Source organism: Cupriavidus sp. UGS-1 (assembly GCF_021213615.1).
GTDB lineage: Bacteria > Pseudomonadota > Gammaproteobacteria > Burkholderiales > Burkholderiaceae > Cupriavidus.
The window spans coordinates 24,274-41,127 of the sequence record NZ_JAJQJF010000017.1 but is presented as its reverse complement, the minus strand read 5'-3'; the positions used below and the strand labels follow the sequence as shown (position 1 = coordinate 41,127).

Sequence of the window (16,854 nt, the reverse complement as noted above, 5' to 3'; positions counted from 1 at the left end):
TCCATTTGGCGCCGCTGGAAAAAGATCCTTCGCCAAACCATGGGAAATTCAGCGGCATTTGGCGTTAATCACCCCGTGCATTACCTGGTGTATATTTCGCCGATTCCCGAACCATCGCCAATTTGCCGGGTTGTTTTTGCATTTTCGACCCGTATCGAATGCGATTGCCGCGACGGCTGCGTATCGGCATGCAAGGTAATACCGTTGCCATTCGGGAGCGCGCCGTAAATCAACGGAACTGGAACCGGGAAAAATGACAACACTCTTTCGCCATGCCGCAATTCGCCCGCGGCGCCAACTGCAGCGGCCGGGCCAATGGTTGTTGCTGCTGATGTGCCTGTGCTTGCTGTCACTGCTATCCGCGTGCGGCGGCGACGATGACGGCGACAAGCAGGCGCCCTCGCCAACCCCGACGCTGCAGGCGCCGGCAGGCCTCAGTTACGGCATGTCGTCGGTGGTCTACGAACTCGGCAAGCCTATCGTGCCAAATCGTCCCAGCGCGAGCGGGGGTGCGGTGGAGCGCTACAGCATCGCACCGGCATTGCCCGCGGGCCTGTTGCTCGATGCGGTCACCGGCGTCATTTCGGGGACGCCCACGACGGTAGTCCCGTCGACGGTCCATGTCGTCACGGCGGAAAACGGCGCCGGCAGCGCGACCACCCGCGTGCAGATTGAAGTGCGCAACGCGGCAGTGGCCCCAAGCCAATTGGCTTACCGCGAGTCCGCGGTCGTCTATACCGTGGGCGAGCCGATTGTCGCGAACGGCCCCGGCAACGGTGGCGGACCGATCGATGCGTACACCATTACGCCGGCGCTGCCGGCCGGCCTCGCATTCGATACGCAGACGGGCGTGATCAGCGGCACGCCAACTGTTGCCGCGGCCGAAGCCACCTATACCGTGACGGGCCGCAATGCGGCGGGGCAGACAACAACCACGCTGCGCATCGCGGTGGAAGCCGCGGTGGTGGCGCCCACTGGGCTGGCCTACGTCCAGCCTTCCGTGCTGTACGTCGCGGGCGAAGCGATCGTTCCGAACACACCGGTCGTGACCGGCGGCGCCGCGGCCAGCTTTTCGGTGAGCCCCGCGCTGCCCGCAGGCCTGAGCCTGAACATCCAGACCGGCGTGATCGCGGGAACGCCCACGGCGATTCAACTGCAGAAGGTCTACACGGTTACCGCTACGAACAAGGCAGGCAGTACGTCGGCCCAGGTCCGCATTGCGGTGACCGGACGCGGCAGCTGGGCGCAGGTCGCCTCGCTGCCCGGCCCGATGCATTACATGACGGGAACCACGTTGAACAGCGGCAAGGTTCTGGTGGCAGGCGGTTATCTGGCATCGGCACCGAGCGCGTCTGCTTTTCTCTACGATCCGGCCACGAACGCCTGGGCGGCCACGGCAAGCATGGCGACTTCCCGGGTCGAAGCCACGGCGACTCGTCTCAATGACGGCAAGGTCTTGGTTGCCGGAGGCGGCAGCGCTACCGCGGAGGTCTACGATCCTGCCACCGGTACCTGGCAGGCAACCGGCAGCATGTCGGAGGCCCGCTCCAGGCACACGGCAACGCTGCTGCCTGACGGCAAGGTTCTGGTCATCGGCGGCAACCTCGCTAGCGGCCGGAGTTCGACGGCCGAGCGGTACGATCCGGCTACCAACGCCTGGACGCCGATGACGACGGCCCTGGGCTCTCCCCGCGGTCAGCATGCCGCGACGCTGCTCCCCGGGGGCGCCGCAATCCTGCTGGTCGGTGGCATTGGCACGATGGGTTTCAACGTGACCGCCGAGCTCTTTCCGGTAGACGATAGTGGGACGATCACGCCGGTGCCGTACCCGGGCGGGGGCAGTAACGTCGCGCAATCCGAGTTACTGGGCAATGGCAAGGTGCTCGTGACCGGCATGGGTAACACGGGCTGGCTTTACGACCCTGTTGCCTCGACCTGGACATCGAGCGTCATGAATGCGGCGCGGACACTGCCCGCGATGGCGCTCCTGCCCGATGGCCGTGTCCTGGTGGCCGGTGGATCGAACACGGGGACGCTGGCGAGCGCGGAGATCTATAACCCGGACACCAACGTCTGGACCGTGGCGGCGTCGATGTCGGTGGCGCGCCGCGCCCCGGTGGCGACGGTGCTTTCCGATGGGACCGTGTTGGCCATTGGCGGGGCGAATTCGTCCAACGTCGACGCGGTGGAGCGGTTTTCGCCATAGTCGAACGGCCGGGGAGCCCGGCCGTCGAACTGGCACGCGACCTCAACCCACGGGAATCGGCGTGGCCGCGATGCTCTCGTTGAAGCCATTGACGAAGGCATGCTCGCCCGCGCCGGGGTTGTCGCGCAACGGGCGTGCCGCTTCGACCAGCACTTCCTCGGCATCGGTGGCCAGCGCTGCCATGGTCTGTTCGATGAAGGCGTCCAGCGGCATCGCGCGCGGGTCGTCGCTCTTGTGGATCAGGTCGGTGTTGACCCAGGGCGGGGCGATTTCCTGCACGCGCACCGAGGTGTGGCGCAACATGAAACGCTGCGACAGCGCGTACGAATGCAGCGCCGCCTTGGTGGCCGAGTAGACCGCGGTGTTGGCGAGCGGCACATAGGCCAGCACCGACGTGTTGTGGATCACCACCGAGCGCGGCTGGCGCTTCAGGTGTTCGATCAGCGCCGAGGTCATGCGGATCGGGCCGAGCAGGTTGGTGGTCACGGTGGCCTGCATCGTCGCTTCGTCGATTGCCGCGTCGGCCTGGTCGAAGGGCATGATGCCGGCATTGTTGATCAGCACATTCAGCTTCGGAAACCGCGTGGTCAGTTCGGTTGCCGCCTTGGCGACACTGCCGGCGTCGGCGATATCGAGCTCGATCGCGGCCATGCCCGGGTTTGCCTGGGTCACCTCGTCGAGAAGAGGCTTGCGGCGGCCGCCGATGATGACCTGGTTGCCGAGCCTGTGAAACGCCTCGGCGAGGCCGCGGCCGATGCCCGAGGTACCGCCGGTGATAAAGATCGTGTTGTCGGTGAGTTGCATACGAGGTCCTGTTTCGTCATGGATGAGCGGCAGGCTCGCGCTGGATTCCCGAGAGCTTGCGGTGCCGTCGGCGTGTCGAGTGCGATGCCGTCAGGAGCCATTCTGGGCGAAGCCCGTGGTGGCTCAAATGACCAAAAACCCACGATAAGGGACATCGGGAGCATGGGCGGAGGGCCGACGAAAGACGGGCCGGCCGCTACAATGGCCGGCATCGAATCGGCAGAACCCTCCAAAGAGGACATCATGAGCGCACGCATTGCCCTGGTCGTCTATCCCGGCTTCCAGATCCTCGACATGGCGGCGCTGACGGTCTTCGAGCTGGCGAACGAGCTGTCGCCGCAACCGCGCTACGAGATTGCGGTGGTATCCGCAGACGGCGGCATGGTGGCCGGATCGTCGCGCGTCAAGATCGAGACGCAAGCGATTGGCAGGCGGCGCTACGACACCTTGCTGGTTGCCGGCACCACGACGCAGGCGCCCACCGAGCCCGCACTGATCGCGCAGTTGCGGCGAGCGGCGCCGCGCGCCAGGCGCATCGCCAGCATCTGCACCGGCGCCTTCATCGTGGCCGAAGCGGGCCTGCTCGACGGACGCCGGGCGACGACGCACTGGGCCCTCGCGCGCGAGCTGCAGCAGCGCTTTCCCGCGGTACAGGTGGATGAGGACAAGATCTTCGTCAACGACGGACCGGTCTGGACCTCGGCGGGCATGACGGCCTGCATCGATCTGGCGTTGGCCCTGGTGATGGCCGACCTCGGCGATGCGCTGGCCAAATCGATCTCGCGGATGATGGTGGTCCACTATCGCCGCACGGGCGGGCAGTCGCAGTTCTCCACGCTGTCCGCGCTCGAACCGAAGTCGGACCGCGTCCGGCTCGCCCTCGACTTCGCGCGCGAGCATCTGCACGAGCCGCTATCTGTCGAACAGCTGGCCGAGCACGTGCACTGGAGCAAGCGGCATTTCAGCCGGGCATTCCAGGCGCAGACGGGCATGTCGCCCGCCAAGGCGATCGAGAAGCTCCGGCTCGAGGCGGCACATGCGCTGATCGAGGCAGGCGAAACGTCGATCGGGAGAGTCGCATCGCAAACGGGATTCGGCGATGAGGAGCGGATGCGGCGCGCCTTCCTGCGCTCGCTCGGCAGGCCGCCGCAGGCGCTGGTACGGGAAGCGCGGGCGCGGCACCTTGGCGAACGGACTTCGCGGACAATACAGTCCCGACACATGGAGGCAATTCAATGACCACCGCACACGTCTTCATCGCCACCAGCCTCGATGGCTTTATCGCGCGCCGCGATGGGGACATCGACTGGCTTCTGCAGCGCGACGATCCGAGCGAGGACCATGGCTACACGGATTTCATCGCGGACAAGGATTGGATCGTGATGGGCCGTGGCAGCTATGAAAAGGTGCAGACCTTCGACCCGTGGCCCTACGACCGGCCGGTGCTGGTGCTGTCGAAACAGCTGGCCGGTACGCCGGTGCCCGAGGCGCTGAAGGGCAAGGTCCGCTTCGCCGATCAAACGCCGAAGGACGCGATGGCGGCACTGGCACGCGAGAACGTGCGCCGCGTCTATGTCGACGGCGGTCAACTGGTGCAGTCGTTCCTGCGCGAAGGCCTGATCGCGGACATGGTGATCACCACGGTGCCGGTGCTGATCGGCGCGGGAAGGCCGTTGTTTGGCGAACTGCCGCACGACATCGATCTTGCGCTGGTATCGAGCCGCAGCTTTCCTTCGGGGCTGGTGCAGTCGACGTATCGGGTGGTGTCTTGAATTGATCGAACGAGCATAAAAAACGCCCGGCCGCAGAGCGGTCGGGCGTCTCGCCTCGTTGGAGCAGGCTGCCGTGCTACGGCGCCGCGCGATCAAACATCGATATTGCGCGCCACCAGTGCATTCGACTCGATGAAGTTGCGGCGCGGCTCGACCTCGTCGCCCATCAGCGTCGTGAAGATCTGGTCGGCGGCGATCGCGTCCTCGATCTGCACCTTCAGCAGGCGGCGCTGCGTGACATCCAGCGTCGTTTCGAACAGCTGCTCAGGGTTCATCTCGCCCAGACCCTTGTAGCGCTGACGGGACACGCCGCGTTCGGCTTCCGACAGCAGCCACTGCATCGCGCCGTGGAAGTCGTTGACGGTCTGCTCGCGCAGCTTTTCGCCCTCGCCGCGGCGGACCTTGGTGCCGACCGGGATCAGGCCCTGGAAGGTCTTGGCGGCGAGTGCCAGCGCGGCGTAGTCGGCGCCGTGGACGAAGTCGGAATCGATGTGCGACAGCCGCACGTTGCCGTGATGGCGGCGGGCCACCATCAGGCGGTGCTTCTCGTTCTTCTCGTCGAACTGCGCGTAGACGTCGGCGGTGCCATCGTCATTGACCGCGGCGCCGTTCAGGCGCTTGGCGTGCATTTCCGACAGCTTGGCCTTCAGCGCGCGGGCCGAGGCTTCGGCGGCTTCGGCCGAGTCGAGGTTCAGTTCGACGCCGTCGGCGATCGCGCGCAGCGCGTCGCTGTCGACCACGCGCGACAGGCGGCCGATCACCGCCTCGGCGAGCTGGTACTGGCGCGCCAGTTCGGTCAGCGCGTCGCCGGCGATCTCGCTGCCATCGGGGCGCAGCAGGCTGGCCTTCTCCATCGCCAGGCGCAGCATGTACGCGTTCAGCTCGTTGTCGTCCTTGATATAGCGCTCGTCCTTGCCGTGCTTGACCTTGTACAGCGGGGGCTGCGCGATATAGACATAGCCGCGCTCGATGATGTCGGGCATCTGCCGGTAGAAGAACGTCAGCAGCAGCGTGCGGATGTGCGAGCCGTCGACGTCCGCATCGGTCATGATGATGATGCGGTGGTAACGCAGCTTCTCGAGGTTGTAGTCGTCCTTGCCGATGCCGGTGCCCAGCGCGGTGATCAGCGTCAGCACTTCCTGGCTCGACAGCATCTTGTCGAAGCGCGCGCGCTCGACGTTCAGGATCTTGCCTTTCAGCGGCAGGATCGCCTGGAACTTGCGGTCGCGGCCCTGCTTGGCGGAGCCGCCTGCGGAGTCGCCCTCGACCAGGAACAGTTCGGACAGCGCCGGATCCCGTTCCTGGCAGTCGGCGAGCTTGCCGGGCAGGCCCATGCCGTCGAACGCGCCCTTGCGGCGGGTCATTTCACGGGCCTTGCGCGCGGCTTCACGCGCGCGGGCGGCGTCGACGATCTTGCCGCAGATGATCTTGGCGTCGTTCGGCGTTTCCAGCAGGAAGTCGCCCAGCGCCTTCGATACCAGTTCCTCGACCGGCAGCCGCACTTCCGACGACACCAGCTTGTCCTTGGTCTGCGAGCTGAACTTGGGCTCGGGCACCTTGACCGACAGCACGCAGGACAGGCCTTCGCGCATGTCGTCGCCGGTGGTCTCGACCTTGGCCTTCTTGGCGATCTCGTTTTCTTCGATGTACTTGTTGATGACGCGCGTCATCGCCGCGCGCAGGCCGGTCAGGTGGGTACCGCCATCGCGCTGCGGGATATTGTTGGTGAAGCAGAGCACCTGCTCGTTGAAGCCGTCATTCCACTGCATCGCCACTTCGACGGTAATGCCTTCCTTCTCCGCATTGGCGTAGAAGATATTCGGATGCAGCACCGACTTGGCGCGATTGATGTATTCGACGAAACCCTTGACGCCGCCGGAGAAGGCGAAATCCTCTTCCTTGCCGGTGCGCTGATCGGTCAGGCGAATATGCACGCCGTTATTGAGGAACGACAGTTCGCGGATGCGCTTGGACAGGATCTCGTAATGGAATTCGACGTTCGTGAAGATTTCCTCGTCGGCGAGGAAGTGGACTTCGGTACCGCGCTTGTCGGTCGGACCGAGCACCTTCATCGGCGAGACTTCGACCGGCTGTCCGTCCGGGCCGTTGACCGTCTCCAGGATGCGGTTCTGCACCGCGCCCTGGGCGAACTCGATGAAATGCGCCTGGCCGTCGCGGCGCACCGTCAGGCGCAGCCATTTGGACAGCGCGTTGACGCATGACACACCGACGCCGTGCAGGCCGCCCGAGACCTTGTAGCTGTTCTGGTTGAACTTGCCGCCGGCGTGCAGCTCGGTCATCGCGATTTCCGCGGCGCTGCGCCGGGGCTCGTGCTTGTCGTCGAACTTGATGCCGTGCGGAATGCCACGGCCGTTGTCGATGATCGAGATCGAGTTGTCGGTATGGATCGTGACCTGGATTTCCGTGCAGTAGCCGGCCAGCGCCTCGTCGATGGAGTTGTCCAGCACCTCGAACACGAGGTGATGCAGGCCGGTGCCATCCGAGGTGTCGCCGATATACATGCCCGGCCGCTTGCGTACCGCCTCCAGGCCTTCCAGGATCTGGATCGAGGAGGCGCCGTAGCTGTTTTCCTGTTGCGGGTTCTGCTGTTGGGTCATGTTTTCCTACTCACGGCAAATGCGGGGAGCGCGGCGCGCCGGGTCACGACGCGGCCATCGGCCCTCCGCATGGCGGTTACATAAAAACGGCAAAGGGGCGGATCGCCATGATCCTGCCCCTGCTACTGCGGGTCGGTCGCGCCGGTTGTTTGCCCGTTGCGAGCGCCGTAGCCTGCCGTTCGATGCTCCGGATTCTGCGTATCTTGCGATCCTTTACCGGAACATCAGATGCGCATCGGCATGACGACGTACTTGAAGTTGTCGTCTTCCGGCACGGTGATCAGCGCGCTCGAATTCGAGTCGCCGAGGCTGACCTGGACCTGCTCGCTCTTGAGGTTGCCCAGCACGTCGAGCAGATAGGTCACGTTGAAGCCGATATCGAGCGCATCGCCCGAATAGTCGAGTTCGAGCTCTTCCTGCGCCTCTTCCTGGTCGGCGTTGGTCGAGCTGATTTTCAGGGTGTGCGTATCGAGAATGCAGCGCACGCCCTTGAACTTGTCGGTGGTCAGGATCGCGGTGCGTTGCAGCGCCTGCTGCAGCTTGATGCGATCGATCGCGAAGGCGTTCTTGTAGCCCTTCGGAATCACGCGCTGGAAATCGGGGAACTTGCCTTCGACCAGCTTCGAGATCAGCTCGACGTTGGCGAAGGTGAACTTGATCTGGTTCGCGGCCAGTTGCACCTGCACCGGATCGTCGTTGTCCTCGAGCAGGCGTTGCAGTTCCAGGATGGTCTTGCGCGGGATGATGACTTCCTGGCGGGCGCCGGCGCCCGCGGCTTCCTGTTCGAGCTCGACCGCGCAGTAGGCGAGGCGGTGGCCGTCGGTGGCGACCGCCATCAGCTTCTTGCCGTCGACTACCAGCAGCATGCCGTTCAGGTAGTAGCGGATGTCCTGCTGGGCCATCGCGAAATGCACCATCGCCAGCAGATGCTTGAAGGTCTTCTGCGGCAGCGTGACGCTGGCGTTGAATTCGGTGGCCTCGGCGACCGTCGGGAATTCCTCGGCGGCCAGCGTCTGCAGCGCGAAACGGCTCTTGCCCGATTGCACCGTCATCCGCTTGTCCGACAGCGACAGCGCGACATCGCCGTCCGGCATCGCCCGCAGGATGTCGAGCAGCTTGCGCGCGGCCACGGTGGTGGCCACGTCGTCGCTGCCGACGCCGCATTCGGCGTGCGTGGTGATCTGGATTTCGATATCGGTGGACAGGAAGGAGACGTTGGCGCCGGACTTGCGGATCAGCAGGTTGGCCAGGATCGGGAGGGTGTGGCGGCGCTCCACGATGCCGCTCACGATTTGCAGCGGACGCAGCAGATTGTCTCGCGAGGTTTTGACCAATTGCATTGAATATGTCCTTCGTCGTTTATAGTCAGCGTCCGCCGGGTGTTCTGGACAACTCCAAAATCACTTAGGAATCAAGGAGTTAATGTCGCATTTTACCTCGAAACGGGCGGCTCGGCAAAGCCGGACGATGTGTGGCTCGTCTGCATATTGTGCATGAAAAGCCACGATCCCCCAATATGTGACGGTGGCCCGGAAACCCTTGTCCCGCGCGGGTTTGCGGGTCCCCGCCGGCCTTTCGTTGGCCCCCCGGCAACGCGCGGCGCGCAGACCACAGTATGCCAGCCCGCCGGGCCCGTCCCGCAAAATCCCCGGCGCCGGGTTTTCAACCCTTCAGGGTCTGTTCCAGAACGTGCAGTTCGTGATTGAGCTGGGCGTCCTTGCTGCGCTCGTCGGCGATCTTGCGTACGGCGTGCAGCACGGTGGTGTGGTCGCGTCCGCCGAACAACTCGCCGATCTCGGGCAGGCTCTTCTGCGTCAATTCCTTGGCCAGATACATCGCGATCTGCCGCGGCCGCGCGATATTGGCAGGCCGCTTCTTGGAATACATATCGGCGACCTTGATGTTGTAGAAGTCGGCGCAGGTTTTCTGAATGTTTTCTACCGAAATCTGCCGGTTCTGTACGGTCAGCAGGTCCTTCAGCGCTTCGCGCGTGACCTCGATCGTAATGTCCTTGCCGTGGAAGTTCGAGAACGCCAGGATCTTGCGCAGCGCGCCTTCCAGCTCGCGGACGTTCGAGCGCAGGTGCTTGGCGACGAAGAAGGCCACTTCCTCGGGCACCGAAACGTTCTCCGCGGCGGCCTTCTTCATCAGGATCGCGACGCGCATCTCCAGCTCGGGCGGCTCGATGGCAACGGTCAGGCCGGAGTCGAAGCGCGAGATCAGCCGGTCGTCGATGCCGGTGATTTCCTTCGGATAGGTATCGCTGGTGATGATGACCTGGGCGCGATTGGCGATCAGCGCCTCGAACGCATAGAAGAATTCTTCCTGCGTGCGGTTCTTGCCCGAGAAGAACTGAATGTCGTCGATCAGCAACAGATCCAGCGAGTGGTAGTAGCGCTTGAACTCGTCGAACGCCTTGCGCTGATACGCCTTGACCACATCGGACACGTACTGCTCGGCGTGGATATAGCGGATCCGCGCGCGCGGGTTCTCCATCAGCATGAAGTTGCCGATCGCGTGGATCAGGTGGGTCTTGCCGAGGCCGACGCCGCCATACAGGTACAGCGGGTTGTACGACTTGCCCGGATTGTTGGCGACCTGGATCGCCGCCGCGCGCGCGAGCTGGTTCGCCTTGCCGGTGACGAAATTGTCGAAGGTCAGGATCGGGTTGAGCCGCGAGCGCTCATGGACGGTGTCCGCCGGCTGCTGGCCCGGCATCGGTTGCTGCGCGACGCGATACGAGCGGGCCGCGGCCTCGGCCGGGTCCAGTTGCGGCACGTCGACATCGACCACGTCGGCGCCGATCGCGTGGCCGCCGCCGGGGTAGGGGGCCGCTTGCGGGTTGCCCGTGCCGGCGCCAATGCCGCCGTGGATGGCGCCATACCCCGCCGGCGCGGCAACGCCGGCACCGGGTTGCTCCGGCGCGCCATACATCAGTGCGCCCGGACCGGGTGCCTGCCCGCCGTGCGCTGGCGGCTGGCCCATTGGCTGGCCGGCGCCATAGGCCGGCGCCAGATGGGCGGCCGGACCCACAGCGCCCGGGGCGGCCGGATCCTGGGCGGCACCGTACGCGCCGCCCGGATTGCCGGCGGCCGGATAGCCGTTCGCTGCCGCACGCCCCGACGCGGTAGGGTCGAGGACGAAGTGGACACTCACCTGCGCTTCCCAGTACTCGCAGGCGAGCGCGGTGATGCGCCCCGAGAACTGGCTCTTGACCCAGTCGAGCTTGAAGCGGTTGGGCGCGGCGATGCGCAGCGACAGGGCGTTCTCGTCGAACGCCACCGGCGCCAGCGGCTTGATCCAGGTTTTGAACTGTTGAGGCGTCAGTTCGCGCTCGAGTTGCGCGGCTGCCGCCTGCCAGAAATCTTGCATCGGTTGTTGTTGGGTAGTGCCACGGCCGCGTGTCGTCACGTCAGCAGTCTTCCGAGTCCCAATAAAAAAGGGCGCCGCTGTCTCCCGAGTGCCGGCATGACCGCTACCGCAGCTGGCTTGCCGGGTCCCCCGCCCGCCAAGCCGCCTAACCGTCATGTCCTGCACACCTCGGGTTGTGCGTGCGCCACGCAGGCCGTGTTGTGTTTGGACCGGGATTGTACCCTCCGGCCCAAGTTATCCACAAAGGATAAGTCTGTGGACAACTTGTGAAAATTCGGTGGATGACTGTGCACAACCTGCAACCTTGCAGCGCCGCATCGGGCACTTATAGAGGGCAATCGCTTGATTTGAAAGGGGATTTCCCTTCGCATCACGCGTAAAAAGCGTTGTTTAGGCCACTCAAAAATGTGCTTCGCACCACTGTGGACAAGAAATGGGCCGCGATTGCCTGTGCGTGCACCCGCACCGCGGCATCCTCCCACAGCCGCCTTGACAGGCGCGCGGAAAATCCGTTAAATGGCGGGTTCTGCGATGCGGCAGGGGATCTCGTATGCGCATCGCCGGGTCTGACCCGCTTCATAAGCGGCGGCGGACCTGAGCACGGGTCGCCCGCGCCAGCCGCGCGGTCATCCCGCCCAGCCTGCGTCGCGAAACCTGTATCGCGACACCCTAGGCCGGCGTCAGGTCAGCTTCAGGACAATCACAAGCGTCGGCAGTACCGCATCCGCGGCGGCCCCATGCGAACCATACGCGGCAGCCACGGCCCTTTCGCGGCCGGGCGTGCCCAGATCAACCAGAGAGTGCAACATGAAACGTACCTACCAACCTTCCGTTACCCGCCGCAAGCGTACCCATGGCTTCCGCGTGCGCATGAAGACCCGTGGCGGCCGCGCCGTGATCAACGCGCGCCGCGCCAAGGGCCGCAAGCGCCTGGCAGTCTAAGGGCCGGGTGACGGGACGGCGGCCCGCCTCGATGCAGCCGGCAAATGCCGGCGTATGATGGCGGTGCCCGGCGCGGTCGAGTCCCGGCCGACGCCCTTCGCCGTTGTCCCCTGTGCCTTGCCCCCAGGACGGCCCGGCAACGCGTGCCAGCCCAGTCTGACCAGCGTGCCGACCCATGCCTTCCCCAAAGCCGCGAGGCTCACAAAGACGGATGAGTTTTCATCCGTTTTTGCTTTGCGCCCGCGGCGCCGCAGCGCCCATTTCGTGCTTTATGTCCGCGCCAACGGCCAGCCGCAGGGGCGGCTGGGCATCGTGGTCGGCAAGAAGTTTGCGCCGCGCGCCGCGGAGCGTAATCTGGTGAAGCGCATGGTGCGGGAACTGTTCCGCCAGCGGCAGGACCAATTGGTCGGCCGCGACGTGTTGCTGCGATTGCAGGCCAAGTTCCCGCGCACCGAATTTCCCAGCCGCCGTGCAGTCCGGCTGGCCTGCCAGGCCGAACTGGCCGAGCTGATGGAAGTCGCCGCCCGGCCCCTGCCGTCCGCTCCGCCCGCTGCGCTCACCTCGCCTTCCGGCGCCTGATCGAGGGCACCGACATGAAGCCTATCCTGCTTGCCCTGCTGCGCTTCTACAAGATCGCGCTGAGTCCGTACCTGGGCTCGCAGTGCCGCTTCCTGCCGACCTGTTCCGACTACGCCCGCCAAGCCATCCTCGGTCATGGCGCCGCGCGCGGCAGCTGGCTGGCCGCCCGCCGGCTGTGCCGTTGCCATCCCTTCGCGCAAGGCGGGTATGATCCGGTGCCGCCTTCGCGCGACGCCGCCCGCCCGCCGGTCAGCGTCCGGCTGCCCAGACCCTGAATTCCCAGATACAGCGAGACATGGATATCAAACGCACCATCCTCTGGGTCATCTTCTCGATGTCCCTCGTGCTGCTCTACGACAATTGGCAGCGCGCCAACGGCCACGCCTCGATGTTCTTCCCGAGCGCCTCGCAACCCGCGGCCACCGGCACGCCGGCGAGCGCGCCGCAGGCCCGCAGCGACGTGCCGAAGGCGGTTGGCGGCGCGTCGCCGACCGGCGCCCCGGCGGCTGCGCCGCAGGCGCCGGCACCGGCCGGCGAGAAGATTGTCATCACGACCGACGTGGTCCGTGCGGAGATCGATACCGCGGGCGGCATCCTGTCTCGTCTCGAACTGCTGCGCCACAAGGACGAGGCCGGCAATCCGGTCGTGCTGTTCCAGCGCAGCGCCGCGCATACCTATATGGCGCGCTCGGGCCTGATCAACGGCGACCTGCCGAACCACACGACGGTGTTCACCGCCGCGCCGGGTGCGCGCGACCTGGGCAATGCCGGTTCGCTCGACGTCGTGCTGACCGCCGAGAAGGACGGCGTGCGCTTCGCCAAGACGTACCGCTTCCAGAAGGGCAGCTATGTCGTCGCGACGCGCTTCGACGTGACCAACAACCGCGCGCAGCCGGTGTCGCCGACGCTGTACATGGAACTGGCGCGCGACGGCAGCCATGTCGAGCAGTCGCAGTTCTACAGCACCTTCACCGGCCCGGCCGTCTACACCGACGCGGACAAGTACCACAAGATCAGCTTCGAGGACATCGCCAAGGGCAAGGTCACGATGCCCGGCCCGTCGGACAACGGCTGGGTTGCGATGGTGCAGCACTACTTCGCCTCGGCCTGGCTGCCGCAGACCGGCAAGCAGCACAGCTTCTACGTCGAGCAGATCGACCCGAACCTGTATCGCGTCGGCGTGCAGCAGCCGCTGGGCGAGATCGCGCCGGGTGCGACGGTGTCGACCGACGCGCGCCTGTTCGCCGGTCCGCAGGAAGAGCACATGCTCGAGCAGATCGCCCCGGGCCTGGAGCTGGTCAAGGACTATGGCTGGCTGACGATCCTGGCCAAGCCGCTGTTCTGGCTGCTGGAAAAGCTGCACGGCATCCTGGGCAACTGGGGCTGGTCGATCATCGCGCTGACCGTGCTGATCAAGCTGGTGTTCTTCCCGCTGTCCGCGGCGAGCTACAAGTCGATGGGCAAGATGAAGGACCTGCAGCCGCGCATGACGTCGATCCGCGAGCGTTACAAGAACGACCCGCAGAAGATGAACCAGGAGATGATGGCGCTGTACCGCACCGAGAAGGTCAATCCGCTCGGCGGCTGCCTGCCGATCCTGATCCAGATTCCGGTGTTCATCGCGCTGTACTGGGTGCTGCTGTCGTCGGTCGAGATGCGCGGCGCGCCGTGGCTGGGCTGGATCAAGGACCTGTCGGTACCCGACCCGTTCTACATCCTGCCGATCGTGATGGCCGTATCGATGTTCGTGCAGACCAAGCTGAACCCGACGCCGCCGGACCCGATCCAGGCCAAGGTCATGATGATCATGCCGCTGGTGTTCTCGGTGATGTTCTTCTTCTTCCCGGCCGGCCTGGTGCTGTACTGGGTGGTCAACAACATCCTGTCGATCGCGCAGCAATGGCAGATCAACCGGATGCTGGGCAAGGGCAAGACTGCGGCGCCGGCCAAGGGCTGAGCCCGACCGGCACCGCGCCACGACAAGGCCCGACGCGAAAGCGTCGGGCTTTTTCTTTGGGCGGCTCCCGGACCCAAAGACGACCATGCGCCGCTTCAAGCGAGGCCGTTTCCTACACTGTAGCCAGGCGAATTGACAGCGGGCCGGCGCGAGTCACCGGCTCCAAACTGCCGACATGGGCACTCTGACACTGAAACGCCGGATGCGCGCGCTCGACGCCTTTGCCGCGCTGGCCGCCGCCGACCTGCAGCGGATCGCCAGCGCGCTGCGCGCGCTGGACCGGCGCGACCGCCCCGACGACCTGCATGCCCTGCGCGTGGCGGTCCGCCACCTGCGCGCGGTGCGCTGGGTCTTCGCGCCCGCGCTGCCGGGAACGGTGGCGGCGCGCTGGCGCATCGTGCTGCGCGACCTGATGCGCGCCACCGGCCCGGTGCGCGATTGGGATGTCTTTATCGCCGACACGCTGCAGCCCGCGCTGTCGCGCCAGCCGGGCGATCCGGTGCTGCTGGCGCTGCTCGACAGCGCACAGTCCAGGCGGGAGGCCGCGCGCGCGACGCTGATGGCGGTTCTGCACGCCCAGCGCAGCCAGACCTTGCCGGTGCTCGACGACGACCTGGCCGCACTGCGCCATCGCGCCGTCGACGGCATCCCGGGCAAGGCGAACGCGCCGCTGGGCCGGCTGGCGCGCCGACGCGTGCGCAAGGCGCGGCGCAGCGTCCGGGCGCTGAAGGCGCGCTGGCGCGAGCTCGGCACCGAGGCTGACATCACGCTTGCGCCTGCCGCCGACGTTCTGCATGCGCTGCGCGTCGCCGGCAAGCGGCTGCGCTACGCGATCGAGGCCGTCGGCCCGTTGCTGCCGGCGCGCTACACCGGCCGCGTCCATCGCAAGCTGGTCGCGCGCCAGGCCAGGCTCGGCGCGCAGACCGATGCCGCCAGCGCCCGTAGCCTGCTGTCCGCGCTGCTGTCCGGCCCCGGCGAGGAGCATCCGTTCCAATCTGCGGGGACGGCGGGGACGCCAATCGCCGCGGCAACGACTGCCACGACCGCGATGTCGCCGCCCCTGTCCTCATCGAAGACTGCCCAACTGGTGACGCCGGCGCCGCGTTGATCTGCGACAATACCGCCCATGACCGTCCAGCCCAGCATCGACACGATCGCCGCCATCGCCACCGCGCCCGGACGGGGCGGCATCGGCGTGGTCCGCGTGTCCGGACCCGAAGCCGGCACGATCGCGCGCGCGGTCTGCGGCCAGCCGCTGACGCCGCGCCGCGCCACCTATCTGCCCTTCCTCGACGGCAAGGGCGAGGTGATCGACCACGGCATCGCGCTGTTCTTCCCCGGCCCGCATTCGTATACCGGCGAGGACGTGCTGGAGCTGCAGGGCCACGGCGGCCCGGTCGTGATGCAGATGCTGCTGACGCGCTGCCTGCAGGCGGGCCGCGAAGTCGGGCTGCGCCTGGCCGAACCCGGCGAATTCACGCGCCGCGCCTTTCTCAACGACAAGCTCGATCTGGCGCAGGCCGAGGCCGTGGCCGACCTGATCGAGGCCAGCACCGAGGCCGCCGCGCGCTCGGCGGCGCGCTCGATGGAAGGCGCGTTCTCGCAGGCGATCCGCGCGCTGGTCGAGCAGGTGATTCATCTGCGCATGCTGGTCGAGGCCACGCTGGACTTCCCGGAGGAGGAGATCGACTTCCTCGAGGCCTCCGATGCGCGCGGCCAGCTCGATACGATCCGTACCGCGCTGGGCGGCGTGCTGGCGCAGGCGCGGCAGGGTTCGCTGTTGCGCGAAGGCCTGTCGGTGGTGCTGGCGGGCCAGCCGAACGTCGGCAAGTCGTCGCTGCTGAACGCGCTGGCCGGCGCCGAGCTGGCCATCGTCACGCCGATCGCCGGCACCACGCGCGACCGCGTGCGCGAGACGATCCAGATCGAAGGCATCCCGCTGCATATCATCGACACCGCGGGCCTGCGCGAGGACGCGGTCGACGAGGTCGAGCGCATCGGCATCGAACGCACCTGGGAAGCGATCGGCCGCGCGGACGTGGTGCTGCATCTGATCGACGCGACCGACTATCTGCAGCATGGCCTGTCCGAGATCGACGATGCGATCGACGATCGCCTGTCCGGCCATTTGCCGCCGGGGGCGCCGATCCTGCGCGTGGTCAACAAGATCGACCTGGCGCCCGCGGTCGGCGCCATCACGTTCGGCGGCAACCGTCCGCACGTGGTGGTGGCCAACGGCCCGAACCCGACCGAGATCTGGATCTCGGCGCGCACCGGCGCCGGCATCGACCTGCTGCGCCGGGAACTGCTGCGCGTGATCGGCTGGCAGGCCGGCAACGAGGGCGCCTTCCTCGCGCGCGAGCGCCACCTGAACGCGCTGCGCAGCGCCCAATCGCATCTGGACCTCGCCGCCGAACGCGCCGATCAGCAGGACAAGGCGCTGGACCTGTTCGCCGAGGAACTTCGGCTGGCGCAGGAGCACCTGAACAGCATCACCGGCGAGTTCACCAGCGACGATCTGCTGGGGACGATCTTTACGCGGTTCTGTATCGGGAAGTGATAAAGGTCGCCGCGACCTTATCCGCTATCTTCGCCCGATATGGA

General features: G+C 66.0%; 13 protein-coding genes. 9 read left to right on the top strand and 4 right to left on the bottom strand.

Annotated elements, in window-relative coordinates; translation table 11 throughout:
- The first annotated feature begins 253 nt into the window (after positions 1-253).
- Positions 254-2,206, top strand: a complete 1,953-nt coding sequence (locus LRR16_RS19425; protein WP_232206853.1) for a putative Ig domain-containing protein — start codon at positions 254-256, stop codon at positions 2,204-2,206.
- 42 nt (positions 2,207-2,248) lie between these two features.
- Here the strand turns inward: LRR16_RS19425 and LRR16_RS19420 are convergent, their stop codons facing one another.
- Positions 2,249-3,010, bottom strand: coding sequence for an SDR family oxidoreductase (locus tag LRR16_RS19420; protein WP_232206852.1), 762 nt, complete (start codon positions 3,008-3,010; stop codon positions 2,249-2,251).
- Between the two features lie 243 nt (positions 3,011-3,253).
- Here LRR16_RS19420 and LRR16_RS19415 point away from each other — a divergent pair, with 243 nt between their 5' ends.
- Both LRR16_RS19415 and LRR16_RS19410 read left to right on the top strand, forming a co-directional pair.
- The gene (locus LRR16_RS19415; protein WP_023264427.1) at positions 3,254-4,249 is read left to right on the top strand and encodes a GlxA family transcriptional regulator; all 996 of its coding nucleotides are present in this window, start codon (positions 3,254-3,256) and stop codon (positions 4,247-4,249) included.
- Positions 4,246-4,782 carry a dihydrofolate reductase family protein gene (locus LRR16_RS19410; protein WP_232206851.1) on the top strand — a complete coding sequence of 179 codons (537 nt, stop codon included), beginning with the start codon at positions 4,246-4,248 and terminating at the stop codon, positions 4,780-4,782. Before LRR16_RS19415 ends, LRR16_RS19410 begins: the two co-directional genes overlap by 4 nt.
- 92 nt (positions 4,783-4,874) lie before the next feature.
- On the opposite strand, the gene gyrB is transcribed toward LRR16_RS19410, so the two are convergent.
- From gyrB to dnaA, 3 genes are all read right to left on the bottom strand, one after another.
- A complete protein-coding gene (gene gyrB, locus LRR16_RS19405) occupies positions 4,875-7,400 on the bottom strand; it encodes a DNA topoisomerase (ATP-hydrolyzing) subunit B (protein ID WP_006579264.1) in 2,526 nt (841 codons plus the stop codon).
- A gap of 224 nt (positions 7,401-7,624) precedes the next feature.
- Positions 7,625-8,740, bottom strand: a complete 1,116-nt coding sequence (gene dnaN, locus LRR16_RS19400; protein WP_023264426.1) for a DNA polymerase III subunit beta — start codon at positions 8,738-8,740, stop codon at positions 7,625-7,627.
- 322 nt (positions 8,741-9,062) lie between these two features.
- Positions 9,063-10,772, bottom strand: a complete 1,710-nt coding sequence (gene dnaA / locus LRR16_RS19395) for a chromosomal replication initiator protein DnaA (RefSeq protein WP_232206850.1) — start codon at positions 10,770-10,772, stop codon at positions 9,063-9,065.
- 807 nt (positions 10,773-11,579) lie between these two features.
- On the opposite strand from dnaA, the gene rpmH reads away from it, so the two are divergent.
- The 6 genes from rpmH to mnmE all read left to right on the top strand — a co-directional run bounded on the left by rpmH (position 11,580) and on the right by mnmE (position 16,810).
- Positions 11,580-11,714, top strand: a complete 135-nt coding sequence (rpmH, locus tag LRR16_RS19390) for a 50S ribosomal protein L34 (protein ID WP_006578231.1) — start codon at positions 11,580-11,582, stop codon at positions 11,712-11,714.
- A 165-nt stretch (positions 11,715-11,879) separates the two neighbouring features.
- Complete coding sequence (rnpA, locus tag LRR16_RS19385; protein WP_156526473.1) at positions 11,880-12,293, top strand: ribonuclease P protein component; 414 nt, start codon at positions 11,880-11,882, stop codon at positions 12,291-12,293.
- A 14-nt stretch (positions 12,294-12,307) separates the two neighbouring features.
- The gene (gene yidD / locus LRR16_RS19380; protein WP_232206849.1) at positions 12,308-12,568 is read left to right on the top strand and encodes a membrane protein insertion efficiency factor YidD; all 261 of its coding nucleotides are present in this window, start codon (positions 12,308-12,310) and stop codon (positions 12,566-12,568) included.
- 20 nt (positions 12,569-12,588) lie between these two features.
- The gene (gene yidC / locus LRR16_RS19375; protein ID WP_064574841.1) at positions 12,589-14,250 is read left to right on the top strand and encodes a membrane protein insertase YidC; all 1,662 of its coding nucleotides are present in this window, start codon (positions 12,589-12,591) and stop codon (positions 14,248-14,250) included.
- Positions 14,251-14,425: 175 nt separating this feature from the next.
- Positions 14,426-15,358, top strand: coding sequence for a CHAD domain-containing protein (locus tag LRR16_RS19370; RefSeq protein WP_232206848.1), 933 nt, complete (start codon positions 14,426-14,428; stop codon positions 15,356-15,358).
- Between the two features lie 18 nt (positions 15,359-15,376).
- Positions 15,377-16,810: a tRNA uridine-5-carboxymethylaminomethyl(34) synthesis GTPase MnmE gene (gene mnmE, locus LRR16_RS19365; RefSeq protein ID WP_006579325.1), complete on the top strand. Its 1,434-nt coding sequence runs from the start codon at positions 15,377-15,379 to the stop codon at positions 16,808-16,810.
- Positions 16,811-16,854: the final 44 nt, after the last annotated feature.